Source organism: Gordonia hongkongensis, assembly GCF_023078355.1.
In the GTDB taxonomy this organism is placed as follows: Bacteria; Actinomycetota; Actinomycetes; order Mycobacteriales; family Mycobacteriaceae; genus Gordonia; species Gordonia hongkongensis.
Map to the genome: position 1 here is coordinate 2,600,952 of NZ_CP095552.1, position 20,491 is coordinate 2,621,442.

At 69.2% G+C, this 20,491-nt stretch carries 17 protein-coding genes and 2 pseudogenes; 13 read left to right on the plus strand and 6 right to left on the minus strand.

Going from position 1 to position 20,491, the window contains the following annotated elements; translation table 11 throughout:
• The first annotated feature begins 2 nt into the window (after nt 1–2).
• The 5 genes from MVF96_RS11795 (at nt 3) to MVF96_RS24570 (ending at nt 4,638) form a co-directional block, all read left to right on the plus strand.
• The gene (locus MVF96_RS11795) at nt 3–971 is read left to right on the plus strand and encodes a VWA domain-containing protein (RefSeq protein ID WP_247452029.1); all 969 of its coding nucleotides are present in this window, start codon (nt 3–5) and stop codon (nt 969–971) included.
• An 87-nt stretch (nt 972–1,058) separates the two neighbouring features.
• Complete coding sequence (gene fabG1 / locus MVF96_RS11800) at nt 1,059–1,793, plus strand: 3-oxoacyl-ACP reductase FabG1 (protein ID WP_065632177.1); 735 nt, start codon at nt 1,059–1,061, stop codon at nt 1,791–1,793.
• Nucleotides 1,794–1,880: 87 nt separating this feature from the next.
• Nucleotides 1,881–2,720 (plus strand): NADH-dependent enoyl-ACP reductase InhA, encoded by an 840-nt coding sequence (gene inhA, locus MVF96_RS11805; protein WP_058250395.1) that lies wholly within the window; start codon nt 1,881–1,883, stop codon nt 2,718–2,720.
• Entirely contained in the window at nt 2,717–3,841 is a 1,125-nt protein-coding gene (locus MVF96_RS11810; protein ID WP_247452030.1) for a ferrochelatase, read from the plus strand. Before inhA ends, MVF96_RS11810 begins: the two co-directional genes overlap by 4 nt.
• A 452-nt stretch (nt 3,842–4,293) precedes the next feature.
• Entirely contained in the window at nt 4,294–4,638 is a 345-nt protein-coding gene (locus MVF96_RS24570; RefSeq protein ID WP_307814748.1) for a hypothetical protein, read from the plus strand.
• A 163-nt stretch (nt 4,639–4,801) separates the two neighbouring features.
• Here MVF96_RS24570 and MVF96_RS11820 read toward each other — a convergent pair.
• A pseudogene (locus MVF96_RS11820) lies at nt 4,802–5,655 on the minus strand (serine/threonine protein kinase).
• A gap of 149 nt (nt 5,656–5,804) precedes the next feature.
• Here MVF96_RS11820 and MVF96_RS11825 point away from each other — a divergent pair.
• The 3 genes from MVF96_RS11825 (at nt 5,805) to MVF96_RS11835 (ending at nt 8,421) form a co-directional block, all read left to right on the plus strand.
• The gene (locus MVF96_RS11825; RefSeq protein ID WP_159370749.1) at nt 5,805–6,632 is read left to right on the plus strand and encodes a DUF3097 domain-containing protein; all 828 of its coding nucleotides are present in this window, start codon (nt 5,805–5,807) and stop codon (nt 6,630–6,632) included.
• A gap of 82 nt (nt 6,633–6,714) precedes the next feature.
• On the plus strand, nt 6,715–7,143 hold the full coding sequence (locus tag MVF96_RS11830) for an NfeD family protein (protein WP_065632182.1): 429 nt from the start codon (nt 6,715–6,717) through the stop codon (nt 7,141–7,143).
• Nucleotides 7,144–7,188: 45 nt separating this feature from the next.
• Nucleotides 7,189–8,421, plus strand: coding sequence for an SPFH domain-containing protein (locus tag MVF96_RS11835; RefSeq protein WP_065632229.1), 1,233 nt, complete (start codon nt 7,189–7,191; stop codon nt 8,419–8,421).
• Between the two features lie 7 nt (nt 8,422–8,428).
• Here the strand turns inward: MVF96_RS11835 and MVF96_RS11840 are convergent, their stop codons facing one another.
• The 3 genes and pseudogenes from MVF96_RS11840 to MVF96_RS11850 form a co-directional block, all read right to left on the minus strand.
• Entirely contained in the window at nt 8,429–9,067 is a 639-nt protein-coding gene (locus MVF96_RS11840; protein WP_159370750.1) for a hypothetical protein, read from the minus strand.
• Nucleotides 9,064–9,667 (minus strand): annotated as a pseudogene (locus MVF96_RS11845) (hypothetical protein). Before MVF96_RS11845 ends, MVF96_RS11840 begins: the two are co-directional and overlap by 4 nt.
• An 82-nt stretch (nt 9,668–9,749) precedes the next feature.
• On the minus strand, nt 9,750–10,532 hold the full coding sequence (locus tag MVF96_RS11850; RefSeq protein WP_247452031.1) for a TVP38/TMEM64 family protein: 783 nt from the start codon (nt 10,530–10,532) through the stop codon (nt 9,750–9,752).
• 145 nt (nt 10,533–10,677) lie between these two features.
• Between MVF96_RS11850 and MVF96_RS11855 the strand changes: the two genes are divergently transcribed.
• From MVF96_RS11855 to meaB, 3 genes are read left to right on the plus strand one after another with little or no spacing between them, the layout of a single operon-like run.
• Complete coding sequence (locus MVF96_RS11855) at nt 10,678–12,624, plus strand: methylmalonyl-CoA mutase family protein (RefSeq protein ID WP_065632186.1); 1,947 nt, start codon at nt 10,678–10,680, stop codon at nt 12,622–12,624.
• Entirely contained in the window at nt 12,621–14,891 is a 2,271-nt protein-coding gene (gene scpA, locus MVF96_RS11860; protein ID WP_247452032.1) for a methylmalonyl-CoA mutase, read from the plus strand. Before MVF96_RS11855 ends, scpA begins: the two co-directional genes overlap by 4 nt.
• Nucleotides 14,891–15,889: a methylmalonyl Co-A mutase-associated GTPase MeaB gene (gene meaB / locus MVF96_RS11865; protein WP_247452033.1), complete on the plus strand. Its 999-nt coding sequence runs from the start codon at nt 14,891–14,893 to the stop codon at nt 15,887–15,889. The genes scpA and meaB overlap by 1 nt, the downstream gene beginning before the upstream one ends.
• Before the next feature lie 144 nt (nt 15,890–16,033).
• Here meaB and MVF96_RS11870 read toward each other — a convergent pair whose 3' ends face one another.
• Both MVF96_RS11870 and MVF96_RS11875 read right to left on the minus strand, forming a co-directional pair.
• Entirely contained in the window at nt 16,034–16,984 is a 951-nt protein-coding gene (locus tag MVF96_RS11870; RefSeq protein WP_137810567.1) for an LLM class F420-dependent oxidoreductase, read from the minus strand.
• Nucleotides 16,985–16,988: 4 nt separating this feature from the next.
• Nucleotides 16,989–18,059: a nucleoside hydrolase gene (locus tag MVF96_RS11875; RefSeq protein ID WP_247452034.1), complete on the minus strand. Its 1,071-nt coding sequence runs from the start codon at nt 18,057–18,059 to the stop codon at nt 16,989–16,991.
• Nucleotides 18,060–18,171: 112 nt separating this feature from the next.
• Between MVF96_RS11875 and MVF96_RS11880 the strand changes: the two genes are divergently transcribed.
• Both MVF96_RS11880 and MVF96_RS11885 read left to right on the plus strand, forming a co-directional pair.
• Nucleotides 18,172–19,434, plus strand: coding sequence for a M23 family metallopeptidase (locus tag MVF96_RS11880; protein WP_065632190.1), 1,263 nt, complete (start codon nt 18,172–18,174; stop codon nt 19,432–19,434).
• A 93-nt stretch (nt 19,435–19,527) separates the two neighbouring features.
• Nucleotides 19,528–20,457 carry a mechanosensitive ion channel family protein gene (locus MVF96_RS11885; RefSeq protein WP_065632191.1) on the plus strand — a complete coding sequence of 310 codons (930 nt, stop codon included), beginning with the start codon at nt 19,528–19,530 and terminating at the stop codon, nt 20,455–20,457.
• Nucleotides 20,458–20,491 lie beyond the last annotated feature (34 nt).

The following is a 20,491-nucleotide window of genomic DNA, read 5'->3' on the forward strand; positions in this document are numbered from 1 at the left end:
CGATGCTGTCCAGTCCCTGGTGGTTGCTCCTGCTCCTGGTCGTGGCGCTGCTCGGCGCCGCGTACGTCTACATGCTGCGCCGGCGGCGGCAGCGTGCGCTGACCTTCGCGAACCTGGACCTGCTGAAGTCGGTCGCGCCCGCGGACCGGGGTCGTCTGCGGCACCTGCCGATCGCACTGCTGATCGTCTCGCTGATCCTGTTGACGGTCGCGCTGTCCGGGCCGCAGGCCGATCGCAAGGTGCCGCGCAACAAGGCGACCGTCGTCCTGGTGATGGACGTGTCGCGGTCGATGAACGCCACCGACGTGTCGCCGTCGCGGATCCGCGCGGCGCAGGAGTCGGCGAAGAAGTTCGCCGACGAGCTGACCGAGGGGATCAACCTCGGACTGATCTCCTTCGCCGGTACCGCCGCCAGCCTCGTGTCGCCGACGCCGGACCACAACGCCACCAAGGTCGCGGTGGACAAACTGCGGCTCGACGACAAGACGGCAACCGGGGAGGGCATCTTCGCGGCCCTGCAGCAGATCAGCACGTTGAACGCGGTGCTCGGCGGGACCGAGGGCGCACCACCCGCGCGGATCGTGCTGCTCTCCGACGGTAAGGAGACCGTCCCGGACGACCCCGACGACCCGCGTGGTGCCTTCACCGCGGCCCGGAAGGCCAAGGAGGAGAAGATCCCGGTCTCCGCGATCTCCTTCGGTACCCGGACCGGCACCGTCGAACTCGAGGGCGACCGGGTGCCGGTGCCGGTCGACGACGACTCGCTGCGCAAGATCGCCAACCTGTCCGGTGGCGACTTCTTCACCGCGGCCAGCCTCGACGAGTTGAACAAGGTCTACGAGCAGCTCCAGGACGAGATCGGTTACGAAACCCGTCGAGGGGACAATTCGAAGCCGTGGCTGGTCGCCGGTACGTTGTTCGCGCTGGTGTCGGCGTTCGCCGCGCTGGCCATCAACCGCCGGCTGCCCTGATGCGGACGTGTCCGGGGTGTGCCGCCGTGCGCCCCGCCCGCCGACCGCGTGTCACCCCCGCAACGAGAACGGATAAGTTGAACACCCATGACGGCAGCTAGCAACGAAGCGCAGAATCCCTCCCGCTCGGTCCTGGTGACCGGCGGCAACCGCGGAATCGGCCTGGCCGTGGCCCAGCGACTGGCAGCCGACGGTCACCGGGTGGCGGTGACGCACCGCGGTTCCGGAGCCCCGGACGGACTGTTCGGCGTCAAGTGCGATGTCACCGACTCGGAGTCGGTCGACCGCGCCTTCGCCGAGGTCGAGGCGCATCAGGGTCCCGTGGAGATCCTCGTCGCCAACGCGGGGATCACCGAGAACATGCTCCTCATGCGACTGTCCGAGGAATCCTTCGAGAAGGTCCTCGACGCGAACCTCACCGGCGCGTTCCGGTGCGCCAAGCGCGCCACCAAGGGGATGCAGCGCGCCAAGTGGGGCCGGATGATCTTCCTCGGCTCGGTGGTCGCGATGTCCGGCATCCCGGGCCAGGTGAACTACGCGGCCTCGAAGGCGGGCCTGATCGGGATGGCGCGCTCGATTGCGCGTGAGATCGGCTCGCGCAACATCACCGCGAACGTCGTGGCGCCCGGGTTCATCGAGACGGACATGACCGCGTCGATGGAGGACCGCTACATCGAGATGGCCAAGCAGGCGATCCCGCTCGGCCGAACCGGCAAGCCCGAGGACGTCGCGGCGGCCATCAGCTTCCTCGCCTCCGACGAGGGCGGTTACATCTCCGGTGCGGTCCTGCCCGTCGACGGCGGCATGGGCATGGGGCACTGAACTGCCGAGCGCGGTCGCACGGCTACTGACCCGCGCAGCGCGGTCGTAAGGCACGTCAATCAACGTCGAACTCAGGAGCACATCTTCGTGAGCGGAATCCTGGACGGGAAGACCGTCCTCATCACGGGCATCATCACCGATGCGTCGATCGCCTTCCACGCCGCCGCCATGGCGCAGGAGCAGGGCGCCACGGTCCTCATCACCGGCATCCCGGAACGGCTCCGGTTGATCGATCGGATCGCCAAGCGGTTGCCGAAGGAGGTGCCGCCGGCCGTCGGGCTCGACGTCACCAACGAGGACGATCTCGGCGCGCTCGCCGGGAAGCTCGCCGAGCTGGCGCCGCAGGGCATCGACGGCGTCATGCACTCGATCGCCTTCGCGCCGCGCACCTTGATGGGTCCCGAGGCCAAGCCGTTCCTGGAGGGGCCGGGCCCCGACGCCGCCAAGGCCTTCGAGATCTCGGCGTGGAGCTACGCCTCGCTCGCCCGCGCCGTGCTCCCCGCCATGAACGAGGGCGGCTCCATCGTGGGCATGGACTTCGATCCCCGCACCGCGATGCCGTACTACAACTGGATGGGTGTGGCGAAGGCCGCGCTCGAGTCGGTGAACCGGTACGTGGCGCGCGAAGTGGGCAACGCGAAGAACATCCGGTCGAACCTGGTGGCCGCCGGCCCGATCAAGACCCTGGCCGCGAAGGCGATCGCGGGTACCGCGACCGATGACGCCAAGCAGCTCAACATGCTCAACGAGTACTGGGACGGCGCGTCCCCGATCGGCTGGGACGTCGACGACCCCACCGTCGTCGCGAAGTCGGTGTGTGCGCTCCTCAGCGACTGGCTGCCGGCGACCACCGGTTCCATCGTCTACGTCGACGGTGGCGCCAGCCACAACACCTGGTTCCCGGAGGGCATGACCACCGGCTCATGAGTTCGCCAGCACCGGGGGACACCGCGCCCGTCGATCCCGCTCCGTTCGATGCCGTCCTGTTCCTGTCGTTCGGCGGACCGGACGGGCCCGAGGACGTGATGCCGTTCCTGGAGAACGTCACTCGCGGTCGGGGAATCCCGCGCGAACGGCTCGAGTCGGTGGCCGAGCACTACCTGCACTTCGGCGGCGTCTCACCGATCAACCGGCTCAACCTCGAGATGATCGATGCCCTGCGTGCCGAGCTCGACCGACGTGGTGTCGACCTCCCGGTGTATTTCGGCAACCGCAACTGGCACCCGATGGTCGAGGACACCCTGGCCGAGATGTACCGCGCCGGTCATCGCCGGATCCTCGTGTTCCCGACCTCGGCGTGGGGCGGCTACTCGGGGTGCCGGCAGTATCACGAGGACATCGACCGGGCGGTGACGGCGCTTGCCGACCGTGAACCGACGAGCCGCGAACCCGACGGTGCGGTGGTGCTCCGCAAGCTCCCGCAGTACTGGTCGCATCCGGCGTTCGTCGCGGCCGGGGCCGACGCGGTGAGCCGCGCTCTGGACGCACTCGGGCCCGGCGAGGGGCCGCCACGGCTGGTGTTCACCGCCCATTCGGTCCCGACCTCGGCCGATGAGGCGTCGGGTCCGGCGGCCGACGGCGGGAAGCTGTACTCGCGCCAGGTGCTGGCGGCGTCGCAGGCGGTCGCCGACGAGCTCGGCGTCGCCGACTTCGATCAGGTCTGGCAGTCACGGTCGGGTCCACCGCAGATCCCGTGGCTGGAGCCGGACATCTGTGACCATCTGGAGAGCCTTGCCGCGGAGGGTGTTCGACGGGTGGTCGTCTACCCGGTCGGGTTCATCTCCGACCATCTCGAGGTGATCTGGGATCTCGACAACGAGGCCGCGGAGGTCGCCGAGCGCCTCGGCCTGGACTATGTCCGCGCCGACACCGTGGGTCCCGATCCGCGGTTCATCTCGATGATCGGCGAATTCGTGGAGGCCTACGCCGGGGGCTTGGGCGACCTGTCGGCGATGGGATGCGGAGACAACGGCAGCACCTGTCGAGACCGGTGCTGTGTGCCCGCGGCGCGGCCTAGATCTGCGGCGAGGCCATCTGACCGCGCGTAGATTCACTGGCTTTGTTTGCCTTCATAACGATTTGATATAGGAACGGTCCATAATGTGATCTGCGCCTCAGTCGAAATGAAACTCTCGTGGCACGCGCATCTGAATCGGGGTGCGAACGTGAGAGAGAAATTTCCATGGCAGAAGGACCACTGAGGCTCGAGATCGATTTCCTCGGACCGATTCTGAAGACACTTTCCACCGGCTCCGCGGACGGTAGCAGCGAGCCCGTCAACTGAGATCCGTTTCCGCTGTGGGCTGCGTTGACGACGTAGCCCACAGCGGCGTGATCTCTCCTTTGTGCGCGTGTATCAACAGTGTTGACCGCGGAACGACTACTCATCCCAGTTGATCTCCGACCTGCTACGCAGCTACTCGCACGAGCGGTCGAGGACATTCCGTTGTATCGATGGGTGTTGGGTGACCACCTCCCGGATCTCACGCTGCGGGAATGGTTGGCCGAGATCTTGGTGCGGCCTTATCTCAACGCCGGCTGCGTATTGGGTTCCTTCCAGAACGAGCATCTCGTCGGAATTCTGATCTGGCATCCCCACGATGTCGAATTGTCGCCCGACGGCGAACCGCCGCTCGGCCCGGCTGATTTTGTCCGGGTCGCGGCCATTCCCGGACTCCGCGAACGGCTGATCGAGTTCCTCACCAGCCCACAATTGCCCTCCCCGGCATCGGATGCCGTCGATGTGCGGATCGCGGCGATTGTTCCCGAAGCTCGTGGTGGCGACGCTCTCGTTCGCATGATGCGCGAAGTGGAACGGTTCTGTGTCTCTGCGGCCCGGCCGTAGTACGCCTGGACCGGCTCCGCTCGGCTGCGGGACTGGTTCGTCCACGAATGGGGGGCGACGTTGTTCGCCACCGAACAGCGGAACGGACTCGATCTGTACGGCGTCGTGTCCGACCGTCCGCCGCGGCTCCGGGAGTGACCTTCCGGCGGTGGCGGCCCGGGTCCTAGCGTCGCAGTAGCTCGAGGATCGTGTGATTGACCGCCGCCGCCCGTGCGGTCCGCGTCAGCGCCTGGAGGCCCCGGAGCGTCGCGTCGCCGGAATCCCATTGTCCGGCACTGTCGCCGATCTCCACATTGCGCGCTCCGGCGAGGTCGACGATCGCCTCGACCTGTGCCGCCGTGTCGATCAGGCGGGTGGAGCGCGCGTCGAGGAGGTGCGGGGGCAGGGCGACCCGATGCCTCGAGGTGAGCGCCGCGAGTTCCGTACGGAGGTCGCTCGCGTCGGCCGACCGGCGTCCGCCGAGCCCGCCGATGATCGTGGTCGCCTCTCGAACTGCTTGCCGCAGCTCGTATTCCAGATCACCGGCACTGGGTCCCGCGGATACGAGATGACCGAGGTCGAGGGTCGCGTCGTAGCGGTAGGCCGACCACGTGCACGTGACGAACGGTGGATCGGCGGTGTCGGCGGCGAACTCCGGTACGAGCGCGAGCGTGCCGGCGCCCGCCGCGTCGTCGACGAGCAGCACCTCGCCCGCGCCGAGTGGGCCGACGTCGCGACATGCGGTGGGAGTCCCTGCGGATCACCCGTGGAGGGCAGGCGGACGACGAGGCGTCGAGCGGGTCGCAGCAGCGCGAGCAGATCGAGCACCCCGTTCGCCGAACCCGTTGCGGGCGAATTCTGTTCGGCCCCGGCGACCCCGCCGTCGGGCCAGTGCAGGAGGTGCCGGTCGGCGGATTCCGCCAGGGCTTCGATCACGTCGTCGGGGGAGCACCGGCCGGTGATCCAGGCGGCCGACCACGCGCCGAGGGCGCACGTCGGCCACGCGACGGTGGCGGAGAGCAGGCGGCTGCGTTTCATCAAGAAGCCAGGATACCGGCGAGGCCGGTGGGAGCCGGGCGTGGCAACCCCGCGGGCGGGCCCGCGGGGCATACGGTGTGTGCGCCGCCCGACCTGTCCATCGCGGCGGCGTGATCACGAGATGACCGATCGAGAGATGGTGGTGTGCGATGGATGACCGCTACGGACGCGATGTGCTCTCCCAGCCCCGTCGGGCGAAGCCGCGTCCCGCGGAGGTCGCCGCGGATCGCGATCTGGTCGTCGAGGACGCCGCCACCGGCTTCTGCGGTGCGGTCGTCGGGCTCGAGAAGAGCTACGCCGGCGATCTCGTCCGGCTGGAGGACCGGCGAGGTCAGACGCGGGTGTTCCTGATGCACCCCGGCGCGTTCCTCATCGACGGTCGGCCGGTGACGCTCGTACGGCCGCGCACCAGGGGCCCGCAGCAGCCGGCCATGACGGCTTCGGGATCGCGAGCCGCACCTCGCGCCCGCGCGCGGACCGCGCGCGCCAGCCGGCTCTTCGTCGAGGGCGTGCACGACGCGACACTCCTCGAGCGCGTGTGGGGTGACGACCTCCGCGCGGAGGGCGTGGTCGTCGTCAGCCTCGACGGCCTCGACAACCTCGAGGCGGCACTCGACGAATTCCAGCCGGCACCGCATCGCCGGGCCGGTGTCCTCGTCGACCATCTGGTGGCGGGTTCCAAAGAAGCACAACTCACCGCCGAGGTCGGGGAGCACGTCCTCGTGTGCGGGCATCCCTACATCGACGTCTGGGAGGCGGTGAAGCCGGCGTCGGTGAAGATCCCGGCGTGGCCGCACATCCCGCGGGGCACCGACTGGAAGACCGGGGTGTGTGCCGAGCTCGGCTGGGGGGACCCTCGTGACGGCTGGCGCCGGGTGTTGGGCGGGGTGAGCAGTTTCCGGGATCTCGAGGTCGATCTGCTGCGGTCGGTGGAAGAACTCATCGATTTCGTGACCGCGGCCGAAGAGCCCAGGTGACGCACACGGCCTGACGCCCACCGGGGCCCACCCGCGTCGTGAGCGCCGAAGGCGGTTCGGACATCTCTGGCAGACTGGACCCATGAGCGCCCTGCTGTGGTTGGCGGCCGCGATCGTCCTGGTGGTCGCGGAGATGTTCGGTGGCGAACTCGTCCTGCTCATGCTCGCCGGGGGCGCATTCGCGGCCGCCGGTGTCGATTTCGCGTTCGAGACGCCGCTGTGGGTCGAGGGGCTGGTCTTCGCGCTCGTCTCGGTGCTGCTGCTGGTTGCGGTCCGTCCGATCGCCCGTAAGCACATGCTGAACCGTCCGGCGGTCCTGATGAACACCGAGGCGCTCGAGGGTCGGCCGGCGGTGGTGACCGAACAGGTCGACGCCCGTGACGGACGCGTCAAGATCGGCGGCGACGTGTGGTCGGCCCGCACGATGGACCCGACCCAGGTGCTCGAACCCGGAACCCACGTGACCGTCGTGGAGATCGACGGCGCGACCGCGGTGGTGTGGCGCGCCTGAGTGTGCCGCCGCGACACCGCCGAACGACAACGCTGGAAGGTGACCATGGAGTACGAGATCTTCGGCCTGACCGTCATCGTTTTGCTCGTGTTGCTCGTGGTGGTGATGCTGGTCAAGTCCGTCGCCCTCATCCCGCAGGCGGAGGCCGCGGTCATCGAGCGACTGGGCCGCTACACCCGCACCGTGTCCGGCCAGCTCACCCTGCTGTTGCCGTTCATCGACCGCATCCGCGCCCGCGTCGACGTCCGTGAACGAGTGGTGTCGTTCCCGCCGCAGCCGGTCATCACCGAGGACAACCTGACGCTGTCCATCGACACCGTCGTCTACTTCCAGGTCACCAATCCCCGCGCCGCCGTGTACGAGATCGACGACTACATCGCCGGCGTCGAGCAGCTGACGATCACGACGCTGCGCAACGTGGTCGGCGGGATGACGCTCGAGGAGACCCTGACCTCCCGCGATTCCATCAACGGCCAGCTACGCGGAGTCCTCGACGAGGCGACCGGCCGCTGGGGCCTCCGGGTCGCGCGCGTCGAGCTGAAGTCGATCATGCCGCCGCCGTCGATCCAGGAGTCGATGGAGAAGCAGATGAAGGCCGACCGCGAGAAGCGGGCGACGATCCTCTCGGCCGAGGGCCAGCGCGAGTCGGCGATCAAGACCGCCGAGGGAAACAAGCAGTCGCAGATCCTCGCCGCCGAGGGTGCCAAGCAGGCCGCGATCCTTGCGGCCGAGGCGGATCGGCAGTCGCGCATCCTGCGGGCGCAGGGCGACCGCGCCGCGTCGTACCTCAACGCCCAGGGTGAGGCGAAGGCGATCGAGAAGACCTTCGCGGCGATCAAGGCGGCCAAGCCGACCCCGGAACTCCTGGCCTACCAGTATCTGCAGCAGTTGCCCGAGATGGCCAAGGGCGAGGGCAGCAAGGTGTGGGTGGTGCCGTCCGACTTCGGTTCGGCCCTCCAGGGTTTCGCGAAATCCTTCGGTGTCCAGGGAGACGACGGCGTGTTCCGGTACGAGCCGGCCGACTCGCCGCCCTCGCCGATCGACGACTCGGAGACCGAGGACTGGTTCTCGATGGCCTCCGATCCCAAGGTCGCCCAGGCCGTCGCCGAGGCGGAGGCGGTGGCCCGCACCCCGGTCGCGCCCGAGATCACCGCTCGTGCGTCGCGCGCGTCGCGCCATGCGTCGCCGGTGGGGTCCGAGCCGGCCGAGCTCACCGATGGTGCGTGGTCCCAGCCCGTACAGCCCGAGGAGCCGGGGCCGGCCGAGCCCACGACCTGAGAACGGCTCAGCGGATGAGGTGCTCGACGCCCGCCATGCCGACCGCCCACATCACCGAGGCGAAGGTGCCCATGATGAACTGCTCGGCCGCATGCGGGGCGCGCAGCTCGGGGTAGCGGGCGAGGCTTTTCACGGCCAGGATGATCGCGAGGCCTTCGGGCCACCCCGCCATCAACGTGGTGACGACCGCGAGGCGTTCGAGGTATCCGATCACCCGGCCGCCGCGCAACGGCCCGGCTTCGGCTGGGTCGGCCGGGTCGGCCGGGGCGGGCGCCGGGGAGTCGGGCGCGTCGGTGTCGTCCCCGGATCCGTCATCCGGCGACCCCTCCGGATCGGGTCCGAGCCCCGTGCGCTGGCCGACCCCGCCGGCGACGAGGACCGTCCGGACCACGGGTCCGCCGCCGGTGACCGCCGCGAGCGCGGCGACGACCGGGACGGCCGAGGCGAGGAAGCCCGTGGCGGGCGCGGCCACGGCGGCGAGGACGGCGGTCACCCCGGCCAGGACCAGCAGGACGACGGCTCCGATGACGTCGAGTCTGCGTACGACGGACACCGGCGCGTGGTTGCGCTTCTTCCGCGTCGCGAGCGCCCAGGTCGGCGTCGCCAGCGCGGTCAGGAGAAGAAGGGTGATCGCTGCGGTGGTCATGCCGATCCTCCGGACGGGCTGTGTCGGTCGGCCTCGGCGAGCGCGTCGGCGACGAGGCCGAGGGAATCGGATTCCAGATCCCACGCCGCGGTCCGCAGCCGCTGACTCATGGCCTGTGGCGTGATGTCGAGTTCGGCGGCGGCCTCGACCTGGGTGAGGCCGCGGCGCATCAGCTCCACCGCCTCCCGGCCGGCGGCACTGCGCGCGGTGATCACATCGGCGATGAGACGGCCGGCCGTCTGGGCGTGACGGGACCAGCGAGTCTCCGGGCCGCGGACACAGAGGGGGACCCGCTGCCGCTTGGCGGCCTCGACGGCGTCGCGAGCGTGGACGAAGGCGGGCCCGCGCCCGGCCCGGGTGGACGGGGAGAGGCTCGTCGACCGGTCCGGCGCCGATGCCGACACTCCAGTGACCCTCGGCGGTGAGTTCGACGGCCAGTCGGGCGGCCGTCACCGGATCGGCGAGGACTCCCTGGATCTCGTCGCCCGCGGTACGTTCGAAGGCCCGTACGGTCTGGACCGTTGCGAGAGCGGTGAGGATGGCGTCCACCCGGTCGATGTCGCGGCGACTTCCGCGTTGGTCGACGGTGAGTACGAACATCACTCAAGGCTATGCACTTGATCGCTGTGAATCAAGTCCCCTGACTGGATGGGATCGCGCTGGGTGGCTTGATCCCCACGGATCAAGTCGCTGCGCTTGTTGCGTCCGACGACGAGACCGGCAGGCGGGAGTCGAGCACCAGACCGGCGATGCCGATCGCAAAGAGGCCACCGGTGACCGCGAGCTGGAGGGGATGCGTGTCACCGGTCAGGGAATCGCCCAGCATGACCACCGCTGCGGTGCCGGGGGCCATACCGAGGATGCTGGCAATCGCGTACGGCGCGAGAAGCACCGAGGACAGAGCCGAGCAGTAGTTCGCCACCGAGAACGGGCATGCCGCGATGAACCGCAGCGACCCGACCGCCAACCAGCCACGACGCTCGAGCCGGTACTCGACGGCACGGACCACCGGTGCCTTCAGATACGGCTGCACGCGGTCGCGTCCGACGCGGCGGACCAGGACGAAGGCTGCCACCGCCGCCACCGACGAGGCGATCATCGCCCCCGCGAAACCGACCAGCGGTCCGAAGAAGATCCCGGACATGACCGTGAACGTCGACCGCGGGATCGGGGCGATGGTGACGACCGCGTAGGCGAGGAAGAACAACCACACGAAGGCCGGTCCCAGATCCGCGCCCCAGTCGCGGACGCTCGAGATCGAGGGCAGCGGGACGAAGTAGGACGCGGCCAGGACGGCGGCGAGGAGCACGGCGGCGACGAGAGCCCGGCGCAGGATCCGTCGATCGGCCCGACGACGGCCCGACATCGGCGGGTGACCGTCTCCGGCGCTCGCCGCGTCCGCGATCTCCGCGTCGGCCGCGGTCGGGCCGGCGACATCCTCGCTGACAGTGGATCGATCGGGCACCCGGACACTCTACGCTGGGCCCAGCGGTGTATCGGGTCCCCGAGTGCGCCACGTCACGCCGACCTCGACGCCGAGCCGAGCGAGCGATCGGCTAGTGTCGTGTACGCGCTCATCACAGTGCATTCACGGAGGTGTGCTTCCCCACATGCCACAGCAAACTGACCAGCCCAAACCCGAGTCAGAACTCGACGACGCCTACCAGGCGTGGTCGACGGCCGCCGCGGCCGTTCTGGCGAAGTCGCGACGCGTCGACGTCGACGAGCTGCCCGACACACCCGAGGCGCTGCTCTCGACCGACACCGCCGACGGGCTGACCATCCGGCCGCTCTACACACGTCGCGACGAACTCGCCGAGCCCGGTGTCCCCGGTCGCTTCCCGTTCGTCCGCGGCGCCGACCCCGCGCGTGACGTCACCACCGGCTGGCGCGTCACGGAACGGTTCGGCGACGACGCGACGCCGGCGGCGGACCTCAACGAGCTCATCCTGGAGGCGATGGCCAACGGGACGAGCGGTCTCTGGCTCTCGGTGAGCAGGCCCGGTGACGGGCTGGGGGTTGCCGACCTCGCGACGGCGCTGCGCGGCGTCTACCTCGATCTGGTGCCGGTGACCCTCGATGCGGGCACCGAGGGTATCGCGGCGGCCCGCGAACTGCTCGGCCTGAAGGAAAAGGCCCAGGCCGCTCCGGTCGCCGCCGCTCCGACGGCGGCCACCGTCCACTCCTTCGGCCTGTCGCCGCTGACGGCCGCGTTCTCGGGCCGGGCGACCGTCGATCCCGACGAGGCCACGGCCCTCGCCGCATCCGGGCTGCCCGACGGGGTCCGTACCTTCCGGGTGGACGGCAGCGACTTCGCCACCGCCGGTGCCGACAACGGCCTCGAACTCGCACTCACGGTGGCGGCCGCGGTCGCCCACCTCCGTGATCTCACCGCGGCCGGCCTCTTACCCGAGGCCGCGCTGCGTCAGATCACCTTCGGCGTCTCCGCCGACGACGACCAATTCGCCACGATCGCGAAATTCCGTGCGCTGCGCAAGATCTGGGCTCGGGTGGCCGAGGTCGTCGGCGCACCCGAGGTCGGCGGAGCGCTGACCCACGGCGTGACCGATCTGTCGATGTACTCCCAGCGGGACCCGTGGGTCAACATGCTGCGCAGCACCATCGCGGCATTCGGCGCCGGGGTCGGCGGCGCCGACCAGCTGACCGTCCTGGGCTACGACGCGACCATCCCGGCGGACAAGCGCACCTCGAGCGCGTCCTTCTCGCGACGCATCGCCCGTAACACCCAGCTGCTGCTGCTCGAGGAGTCCAACATCGGACGCGTCCTCGATCCGGCCGGCGGCTCGTGGTTCGTCGAGTCCCTGACCGACGATCTCGCCACGAACGCCTGGACGGTGTTCACCGAGGTCGAGGCCGCCGGCGGTTACCGTGTCGCGCTCGACACGGGCTGGATCGCCGAGAAGGTCGACGCCTCCCTCGCTCGCCGCGACACCGAGGTCGCGCATCGCCGCATCTCGGTCACCGGCGTCAACGAGTTCCCCAACATCGACGAGCGCGCACTGTCGGAGACGACGGGGGCCCCGGCTTCCGCGGTCACCGACGTTGTCACCGGTACGCCGCGCCTCGCGCGGATCGGACGCGCCTTCGAGGAACTGCGGGACCGGTCCGATGTCGTGCTCGCCGAGCACGGTGCACGGCCGTCGATCCTGCTCATCCCGCTCGGCAGCGTCGCCGAACACAACGGCCGCACCACCTTCGTCGCGAACTTCCTGGGTGCCGGCGGCATCACCGTCGTCAACCCCGGTCCGCTGACCGCGGACAAGGTCGGCGACGCGGTGGCCGGGGCGAACACCCCGATCGCGGTCCTCTGCGGAACCAAGGCGCGCTATGCCGAAGAGGGGCCCGCCGCACTCGCGGCCGCTCGCGCGGCCGGTCTGTCGACAGTGCTCCTCGCCGGACCGGACAAGGAATGGCCCGAGGGCGACGATCGTCCCGACGGTTCGCTGCGCGTCGGCATCGATGCGGTGAGCACCCTCGGCGACCTTCTCGACCAGCTGGTCTCGACATCCCCGAAGACGGCGGGAGCAACGGCATGACCCAGACCGAACCCGATCTGACACAGACGATTCCGAACTTCGCCGGAATCGGTCTGACATCGGACGACGCCGGTGCGACGACCGCTGATGGTGCCGCGGTCACCGAGGAACTCGCCTCGGCGCACGGCTACTCGGTGGACCAGGTCACCTGGAGCACCCCGGAGCAGATCGACGTCACGCCGGTGTACACGCGCGCCGAGCGCGACGCCGTCCTCGACGATGCCGAACATCCGTACCCGCTCGACTCCGTTCCCGGTGCCGCACCGTTCATCCGGGGCCCGTACCCGACGATGTACGTCAACCAGCCGTGGACCATCCGCCAGTACGCCGGCTTCTCGACCGCGGCCGAATCCAACGCCTTCTACCGCCGCAACCTCGCGGCCGGCCAGAAGGGACTGTCGGTCGCATTCGACCTCGCGACCCACCGCGGCTACGACTCCGACCATCCGCGCGTCGCCGGTGACGTCGGCATGGCCGGTGTGGCGATCGACTCGATCCTCGACATGCGTCAGCTCTTCGACGGGATCGACCTCGGCAGCGTGTCGGTGTCGATGACGATGAACGGCGCGGTGCTGCCGATCCTCGCGCTCTACGTCGTGGCCGCCGAGGAGCAGGGTGTGCCGCCGGAGAAACTGGCCGGGACCATCCAGAACGACATCCTCAAAGAGTTCATGGTCCGCAACACCTACATCTATCCGCCGAAGCCGTCGATGCGGATCATCTCCAACATCTTCGAGTACACCAGCCAGAAGATGCCGAAGTTCAACTCGATCTCGATCTCCGGCTATCACATCCAGGAGGCCGGGGCGACGGCCGATCTGGAGCTGGCCTACACGCTCGCCGACGGCGTCGAGTACATCCGCGCCGGACTCGAGGCCGGCCTGGACATCGACAAGTTCGCCCCGCGACTGTCGTTCTTCTGGGGCATCGGCATGAACTTCTTCATGGAGGTCGCGAAGCTGCGTGCGGCGCGTCTGCTGTGGAGCGAGCTCGTCGCCGAGTTCGGTCCGAAGAACGCGAAATCGCTGTCGCTGCGCACACATTCGCAGACCTCCGGCTGGTCGCTGACCGCCCAGGACGTGTTCAACAACGTGGCCCGCACCTGCGTCGAGGCGATGGCCGCCACGCAGGGCCACACCCAGTCGCTGCACACCAACGCCCTCGACGAGGCCATCGCGCTGCCGACCGACTTCTCGGCCCGCATCGCGCGCAACACCCAGCTGCTCCTGCAGCAGGAGTCGGGAACCACTCGTCCGATCGATCCGTGGGCCGGTTCGAACTACGTCGAGTGGCTCACGCATCAGCTGGCGCAGAAGGCGCGCAAGCACATCCGCGAGGTCGAGGAGGCCGGCGGCATGACGCAGGCCATCAACGAGGGCCTGCCGAAGCTGCGCATCGAGGAGGCCGCGGCGCGCACCCAGGCGCGTATCGACTCCGGCCAGCAGCCGTTGGTGGGCGTGAACAAGTACCAGGTCGCCGACGACGAGGAGATCGAGGTCCTCAAGGTCGAGAACTCGAAGGTGCGCGCCGAGCAGCTCGAGAAGCTGGACCGTCTTCGCGGACAACGCGATTCGGCTGCGGTCGAGGCGGCCCTGGCCGATCTCACCCGCGCCGCCGCGTCGTCGGAGGGCGGCCTGGAGAACAACCTGATGGCGCTGGCCATCGAGGCAGCACGGCATCAGGCGACGGTCGGTGAGATCTCCGAGGCACTCGAGAAGGTCTATGGTCGCCATCAGGCGGAGATCAAGACGATCAGCGGGGTGTACCGACATGAGGCGGGCGAGGTGAGCAACATCGACGCGGCGATCGAGGCCGTGCGCCAGTTCGCCGAGGCGGAGGGCCGCCAGCCGCGTGTCCTGGTCGCGAAGATGGGCCAGGACGGTCACGACCGCGGCCAGAAGGTGATCGCGACCGCGTTCGCCGACCTCGGCTTCGACGTCGACGTGGGCCCGCTGTTCGCCACGCCGGAGGAGGTGGCCGCGCAGGCCGCCGACAACGACGTGCACGTGGTGGGTGTGTCGTCGCTGGCCGCCGGGCACCTGACGCTGGTCCCGGCCCTGCGTAAGGCGCTGCGCGAGGTCGGCCGCGAGGACATCATGGTGGTCGTCGGCGGCGTGATCCCGCCCGGCGACTTCGCCGAACTGTACGAGGCCGGCGCCGCCGCGATCTTCCCGCCCGGATCGGTCATCGCCGACTCGGCCGTGGAACTCATCGGCAAGCTCGCCGACACCCTCGGCCTGGAACTGCCCGGGGCGACCGCGAACTGATGGCGGTCCAACCGCGACGTCCCATCGATGTCGACGCGCTGGCCGACGCTGTCCTGGCCGATCGCCGCGCCGATCTGGCGCGTGCGATCACGCTCGTCGAGTCCAAGCGCGCCGATCACCGGGCCGCCGCCCAGGAGTTGTTGCTGAAGCTGACGCCGCACGCGGGCAAGTCGTTCCGCGTCGGCATCACCGGCGTCCCCGGCGTGGGCAAGTCGACGACGATCGAGGCGCTCGGCATGCACCTGCTGGAGCTGGGCCACAAGGTGGCGGTGCTCGCCGTCGACCCCAGTTCGACGCGCACGCGGGGCTCGATCCTGGGCGACAAGACCCGAATGGGCCAGCTGTCGACGGCCGAGAACGCCTACATCCGGCCGTCGCCGACGTCGGGCACGCTCGGCGGCGTGGCCAAGGCCACCCGCGAGAGCATCGTGCTCGTCGAGGCGGCCGGCTTCGACGTCGTGCTGGTCGAGACGGTGGGCGTCGGGCAGTCCGAGGTGACGGTCGCGAACATGGTCGACACGTTCACGTTCCTCACCCTGGCCCGCACCGGGGATTCGTTGCAGGGCATCAAGAAGGGTGTCCTCGAACTGGCCGACGTGGTCGTGGTGAACAAGGCCGACGGCAAACACCTCAACGAGGCGAAGAGCGCGGCACGCGAGTTGAAGAACGCGCTGAAGCTGATCTATCCGCACGACGCGCTGTGGATGCCGCCGGTGCTGACCATGAGCGCGATCGAGAACACCGGCGTCGACGAGTTCTGGAAGACCGTGGTACGCCACAACGAGACACTCACCGCGGCAGGGGAGTTCACCGCCCGCCGCAACCAGCAACAGATCGACTGGACCTGGGCGATGGTCAACGACATCGTGTTGTCCCGGCTCGGTGACTCACCCGCCGTGCGCGGGATCCGCGGCGACGTGGAGCAGCAGCTCCGGGACGGGTCGCTGACCCCGGCCCTCGCCGCGCAACGGATCGTGGACGCGTTCGACGAGCGCTGAGTGCACCGATCGAGGTCGCATGCGATCTCGATCCGTCCGTGCGACCTCGATCGAGGTCGCGTCAACGGACTGAGGTCGCATGCGACGTCAATCCCGGCGGCGGCGCGGACATCTGGTGCGGCCCGGCGCCCCGGGGTTAGAGCATCAGGCCAACAGCGGTGCCAGCGTCTCGCCGAGTAGCGAGACCCGCCCCGGCACATGGCCGTTGGCGGGAGCGTTCACCGTGACACCGTCGACACCGGTCGCGAGCAGCTCGGCGTAGCGGGCGGCCACCTCGTCGGGATCCCCGACGATCGTCGATCCGCGGCGTGACTCGGCCGCCGGTGTGCGCTCCAGGTAGGCCTCCAGCTCCGCGGTCGCCTCGGCGGCGGTCGGCGCCACGCAGGCCGACGTCTGGACGGTCACGGTGATCTCCGAGCGGTCCCGGCCGAGTCGTTCGCAGTGTTCGGCGAGGGCGTCGAGTTTGCGGGGGATGTCGGCGGGTGTGCACAGCAGGTTCGATTCGTCGGCGTACTGCGCGACCATCCGCAACGTCTTGCGCTCGCCGCCGCCGCCGATCATCACGGGGATCTTCGATAGCGGCGCAGGCACATTGAGAGCGTTGGTGACCCGATAGCGGTCACCGTCGAGGCTGGGAGCCTCCCCGGCGAGCATGCCGAGGATGATCTGCAGCGCCTCCTCGAGGCGCTCGAACCGGTCGGTGAACGTCCCGAACTCATACCCGAGCGAATCATGTTCCAGCTCATACCATCCCGCACCGATGCCGAGCTGGGCCCGACCACCCGACACCACGTCGAGAGCCGTGACCGTCTTCGCGAGCAGCGTCGGGTTGCGGTAGGTGTTGCCGGTGACGAGCGACGACAGACGGACCTTCGAGGTGTGCTGGGCGAGTGCCGCGAGCAGGGTGTAGCACTCGATCATCGGATCGTCGGGCTCACCGAGCATCGGCAACTGATAGAAGTGGTCCATCACGAAGACGGTGTCGAAACCGGAGTTCTCGGCCTCTTGCGCCTGCGCGACCACGGTGGGGAACAACTGGTCGGCGGCGCCGCCGGGGTAGGTGAAGTTCGGGATCTGGTAACCGAGTCGAGTCACCCGTTCAGAGTAGTCCGGTGGACTCCTCCGGCGCGGTGCCGACGATTTCGGGTGCGCGACTGCGCGCGAACGCGCCGATCGTCTCGATCAATTCGTCGAACACGGCGTCGACGTCGGTGGAGGTCGCGATGTGGGCGTTGGGTCCGGGTGCGGTCATCGCGCGTTCGTCGGCCACGGTCATGCCCCGCGTCAGCGTCCCGGCGAGTTCGACGTCGACGCGCGCCGGGCGGGTCTCGACCGTGTCGGGGGCCAGCGCGACCAGTGCGGCGAACGGGTCGTGCAGGTGGGCGATGTAACCCTCGTCGTGATCGTCGTGGAACTCGAAATAGAACCGCAGGGCGTCGACGAGATGCCGGATGATGTCGTTGTCGGCGACCGAACGGAGTCCGCGTTCGTCGGTCGGGTCCGGGCACTCGACGGGCGTGCTGCCGGCCGCGGCGGCGAGTCGGACCACGTGATCGGGTGTCAGGACGACCGACTCGGTGAGGTCGAGCGCGCAGACGATCGGTTCCGGGGCGCCCGCGGTGCCGAAGGCGGTGAACACCTCGGCCGCTGCTTCCGGGTCGACGGCCACATTCCACTCCGAGGTGGGCGTCGTGTTGCCGTGGGTGTGGAAGGCGCCGCCCATGATGACCAGGCGCCGCAGGCGCGCCGGCAGGTCCGGGTCGCGTCGGATCGCGGTCGCCAGGGACGTGAGGGGGCCGGTCACCAGGCCGACGAGTTCGCCGGCGTGCGCCTGCGACGCCTCGATCCAGCCGTCGGCGGCGTCGAGATGGCTCGGCGTCGTGGTCGGGGCCGGCAGTTCGGCGTGTCCGACGCCCAGCGGACCGTGGGTGTCCTCGGTGGTCATCAGCGCGGCGACGAGGGGAGTGGCCGGGCCGGTGTGGACGGGCACCTCGGGGCGTCCGCACAGCTCCAGCCACGAGAGATTGTTGGCCGTCACGACATCGACGGGCACATTGCCGGCCGTGGAGGCCACTCCGACGAGGTCGACGTCGGTGCGCGCGATCAGATAGATCAGCGCGAGTGAGTCGTCGATGCCGGTGTCGCAGTCGAAGAACAGGCGCTGGGTCACCGCACAATTGTGCCGGGTCCGCTGCGAACGCGGGTCCACCACCCCGTCGGGACCCTAGGCTCACGGCAGCCGGGGCGGACCGTCGTCGGCCCGATGAGCCCCGGAGGAACCGATGGCCCCGACACGACACACGCTGGCCGCCCTGGGTGCCGGTGCGGTCCTCCTGGTGAGCGCGTGCGGCGCGAACAGCGCCGAGCCCGAGGCTTCCTCGACGAGTGGTTCGGCCGGCGCTAGCGGTACGCCGTCGGCTCCCGTCGTCACACCGGTGGTCGGGTCGGTGATGTTCGCGCCGACACCGTTCGCCGGTTCCGACGGCGACAACCACCTCGTCTATGAGATCTCGCTGACCAACTACGGGCGCACACCGGTGACGGTCGCCGGAGTCGAGGTGCTCGACGCCACCACCGACCGCGAACCGCTGCTCACACTCGACGACAACGGGGTCCGCGACCGGCTCAAGCCCACCGGCGCCCCGTCGGTGCCGCCCGGTCCGGGCGCACCCGAGGGGTACTCCGACGTGCTGGCGCCGGGACAGAACGGCGTCCTCTTCCTCCACGTGACCTTCTCCGGGAATGCGCCGAAGCAGCTGATCCACGAGATCTCCGTGCGTGCCGACGCGGCGCGACCGGGTATGCGGGATGTCGACGAACGCCTCGCGCCCGTCACGGTGGGCGATTCAACCGTCCCGGTCCTGGGACCACCCCTGCTCGGTGAGCACTACATCGCCGCCGACGCGTGCTGCGACGCCGTCCGGCACACACGCGCGCTTCTCCCACTGAACGGATCACCGGTCCTCGCCCAGCGGTACGCGGTGGACTGGGAGCAGGCCGGTGCCGATGGTCGGATCTTCGTCGGCGACGCGAAGAATCCGGCGAGCTACCGGATCTTCGGCGATGACGTGCTCGCCGTCGCCGACGGCACGGTGGTCGCCAGCCGCAACGACCTGCCGGAGCAGACACCGGGGACGTTCCCGCCGGATCTCGCCATCGGCGACGCCGACGGCAACAACCTCGTCCTCGACATCGGCGACGGCTTCTACGTGAACTATGCGCACATGCAACCCGGGTCGGTCCGCTTCGCCCCTGGCGACCGGGTGCGCCGGGGTGAGGTCATCGGCAAGGTCGGCAACACCGGGAACTCGGTGGCGCCGCACCTGCACGTCCACGTCATGAACGGGCCGGAGTTCCTCGGCTCGCAGGGTGTGCCCAGCGTGACCGAGGAGTTCACGATCACCGGCCGGGTGGTCGACACCGCGGCGTTCGACGCCTCGGAGGCCACCGGGGTGCCGTTGCGGCTCGCCCCCGGCGTGACGGAGAGCACACACGAGAAGCAGATGATCCTCGATCAGAACATCGTCACGTTCACCGCAGGCTGACAACGGTTTCCGGCGTCACCACCTCCCAACCGGCACCCAACACGGGGTCGGTCACGACTGGACAACGATCTCATCATCCGTACGGTCGGACCCATGTCGATTCAGGACTCTGCCTTCGAATGGACGGAAACGAACCGCGAATGGCTGATCGAGAATCCCGCTCGCATCGTCGCCTACGTGGCCGTGGCGTTGATCGTCCGCTTCGTGATCCACCGTGCCATCGACCGCGCCACCCGGCCACGGACCGCCGGCGGGGAGCCGGGCCGCGGCTCCGCTCTCATGCGCGGACTGCGGTCGAAGTCGGCCTCCACCGAGCGCAACGCCCAGATCGCCGCACGCCGTGCACAGCGGGCCGCGACGATCGGGTCGGTGCTCAAGTCGACGGTGTCGATCGTGCTGCTCGTCTGGGTGGTGCTGTCGGTCCTGAGCGTCCTCGGCGTCAACATCGCGCCGTTCATCGCCTCGGCCGGCATCGTCGGCCTCGCCATCGGTTTCGGTGCGCAGAACCTGGTGCGCGACTTCGTGACCGGCGTCTTCATGCTGCTCGAGGACCAGTACGGCGTGGGTGACATCGTCGATCTCGGCGAGGCCGTGGGCGAGGTCGAATCGGTGGGGCTGCGCGTCACCACCCTGCGCGACATCGACGGCACCCTCTGGTACGTCCGCAACGGCGAGATCGCCCGCGTGGGCAACATGAGCCAGGAGTTCGCGGTCGCGCGCGTCGACGTCCCGGTGGCGCCCGGCGCCGACATCGACAAGGCGCAGCAGGTGGCCGACGAGGCGGCCCGCACCGCGGTGGAGGAGGACTCGACCGACATCCTCGGCCAGATCGAGATGCTCGGCGTCCAGGAGGTGTCGTCGGATCAGGTCGTCCTGCGTCTGACGGTGAAGACCAAACCGAACGGCCAGTGGGCGGTGCAGCGGCGACTGCGTCGGGCGATCCTGCGGGCCTTCGTGGAGAACTCGATCGATCTGCCGTACTCGCGGGCGTGGGCGGCGCTCGCGGATTCGGTCGCACCCTGACGCGGAGATCGCCTGCGGCACAACGAGAAGAACC

What these genes read in the sequence shown, in the direction of transcription:
- MVF96_RS11795 (WP_247452029.1), top strand. Translation starts at nt 3, where the DNA reads ATGCTGTCCAGTCCCTGGTGGTTGCTCCTGCTCCTGGTCGTGGCGCTG.
- fabG1 (WP_065632177.1), top strand. Translation starts at nt 1,059, where the DNA reads ATGACGGCAGCTAGCAACGAAGCGCAGAATCCCTCCCGCTCGGTCCTG.
- MVF96_RS11810 (WP_247452030.1), top strand. Translation starts at nt 2,717, where the DNA reads ATGAGTTCGCCAGCACCGGGGGACACCGCGCCCGTCGATCCCGCTCCG.
- MVF96_RS11825 (WP_159370749.1), top strand. Translation starts at nt 5,805, where the DNA reads ATGGATGACCGCTACGGACGCGATGTGCTCTCCCAGCCCCGTCGGGCG.
- MVF96_RS11830 (WP_065632182.1), top strand. Translation starts at nt 6,715, where the DNA reads ATGAGCGCCCTGCTGTGGTTGGCGGCCGCGATCGTCCTGGTGGTCGCG.
- MVF96_RS11835 (WP_065632229.1), top strand. Translation starts at nt 7,189, where the DNA reads ATGGAGTACGAGATCTTCGGCCTGACCGTCATCGTTTTGCTCGTGTTG.
- MVF96_RS11840 (WP_159370750.1), bottom strand. Translation starts at nt 9,067, where the DNA reads ATGACCACCGCAGCGATCACCCTTCTTCTCCTGACCGCGCTGGCGACG.
- MVF96_RS11855 (WP_065632186.1), top strand. Translation starts at nt 10,678, where the DNA reads ATGCCACAGCAAACTGACCAGCCCAAACCCGAGTCAGAACTCGACGAC.
- scpA (WP_247452032.1), top strand. Translation starts at nt 12,621, where the DNA reads ATGACCCAGACCGAACCCGATCTGACACAGACGATTCCGAACTTCGCC.
- meaB (WP_247452033.1), top strand. Translation starts at nt 14,891, where the DNA reads ATGGCGGTCCAACCGCGACGTCCCATCGATGTCGACGCGCTGGCCGAC.
- MVF96_RS11880 (WP_065632190.1), top strand. Translation starts at nt 18,172, where the DNA reads ATGGCCCCGACACGACACACGCTGGCCGCCCTGGGTGCCGGTGCGGTC.
- MVF96_RS11885 (WP_065632191.1), top strand. Translation starts at nt 19,528, where the DNA reads ATGTCGATTCAGGACTCTGCCTTCGAATGGACGGAAACGAACCGCGAA.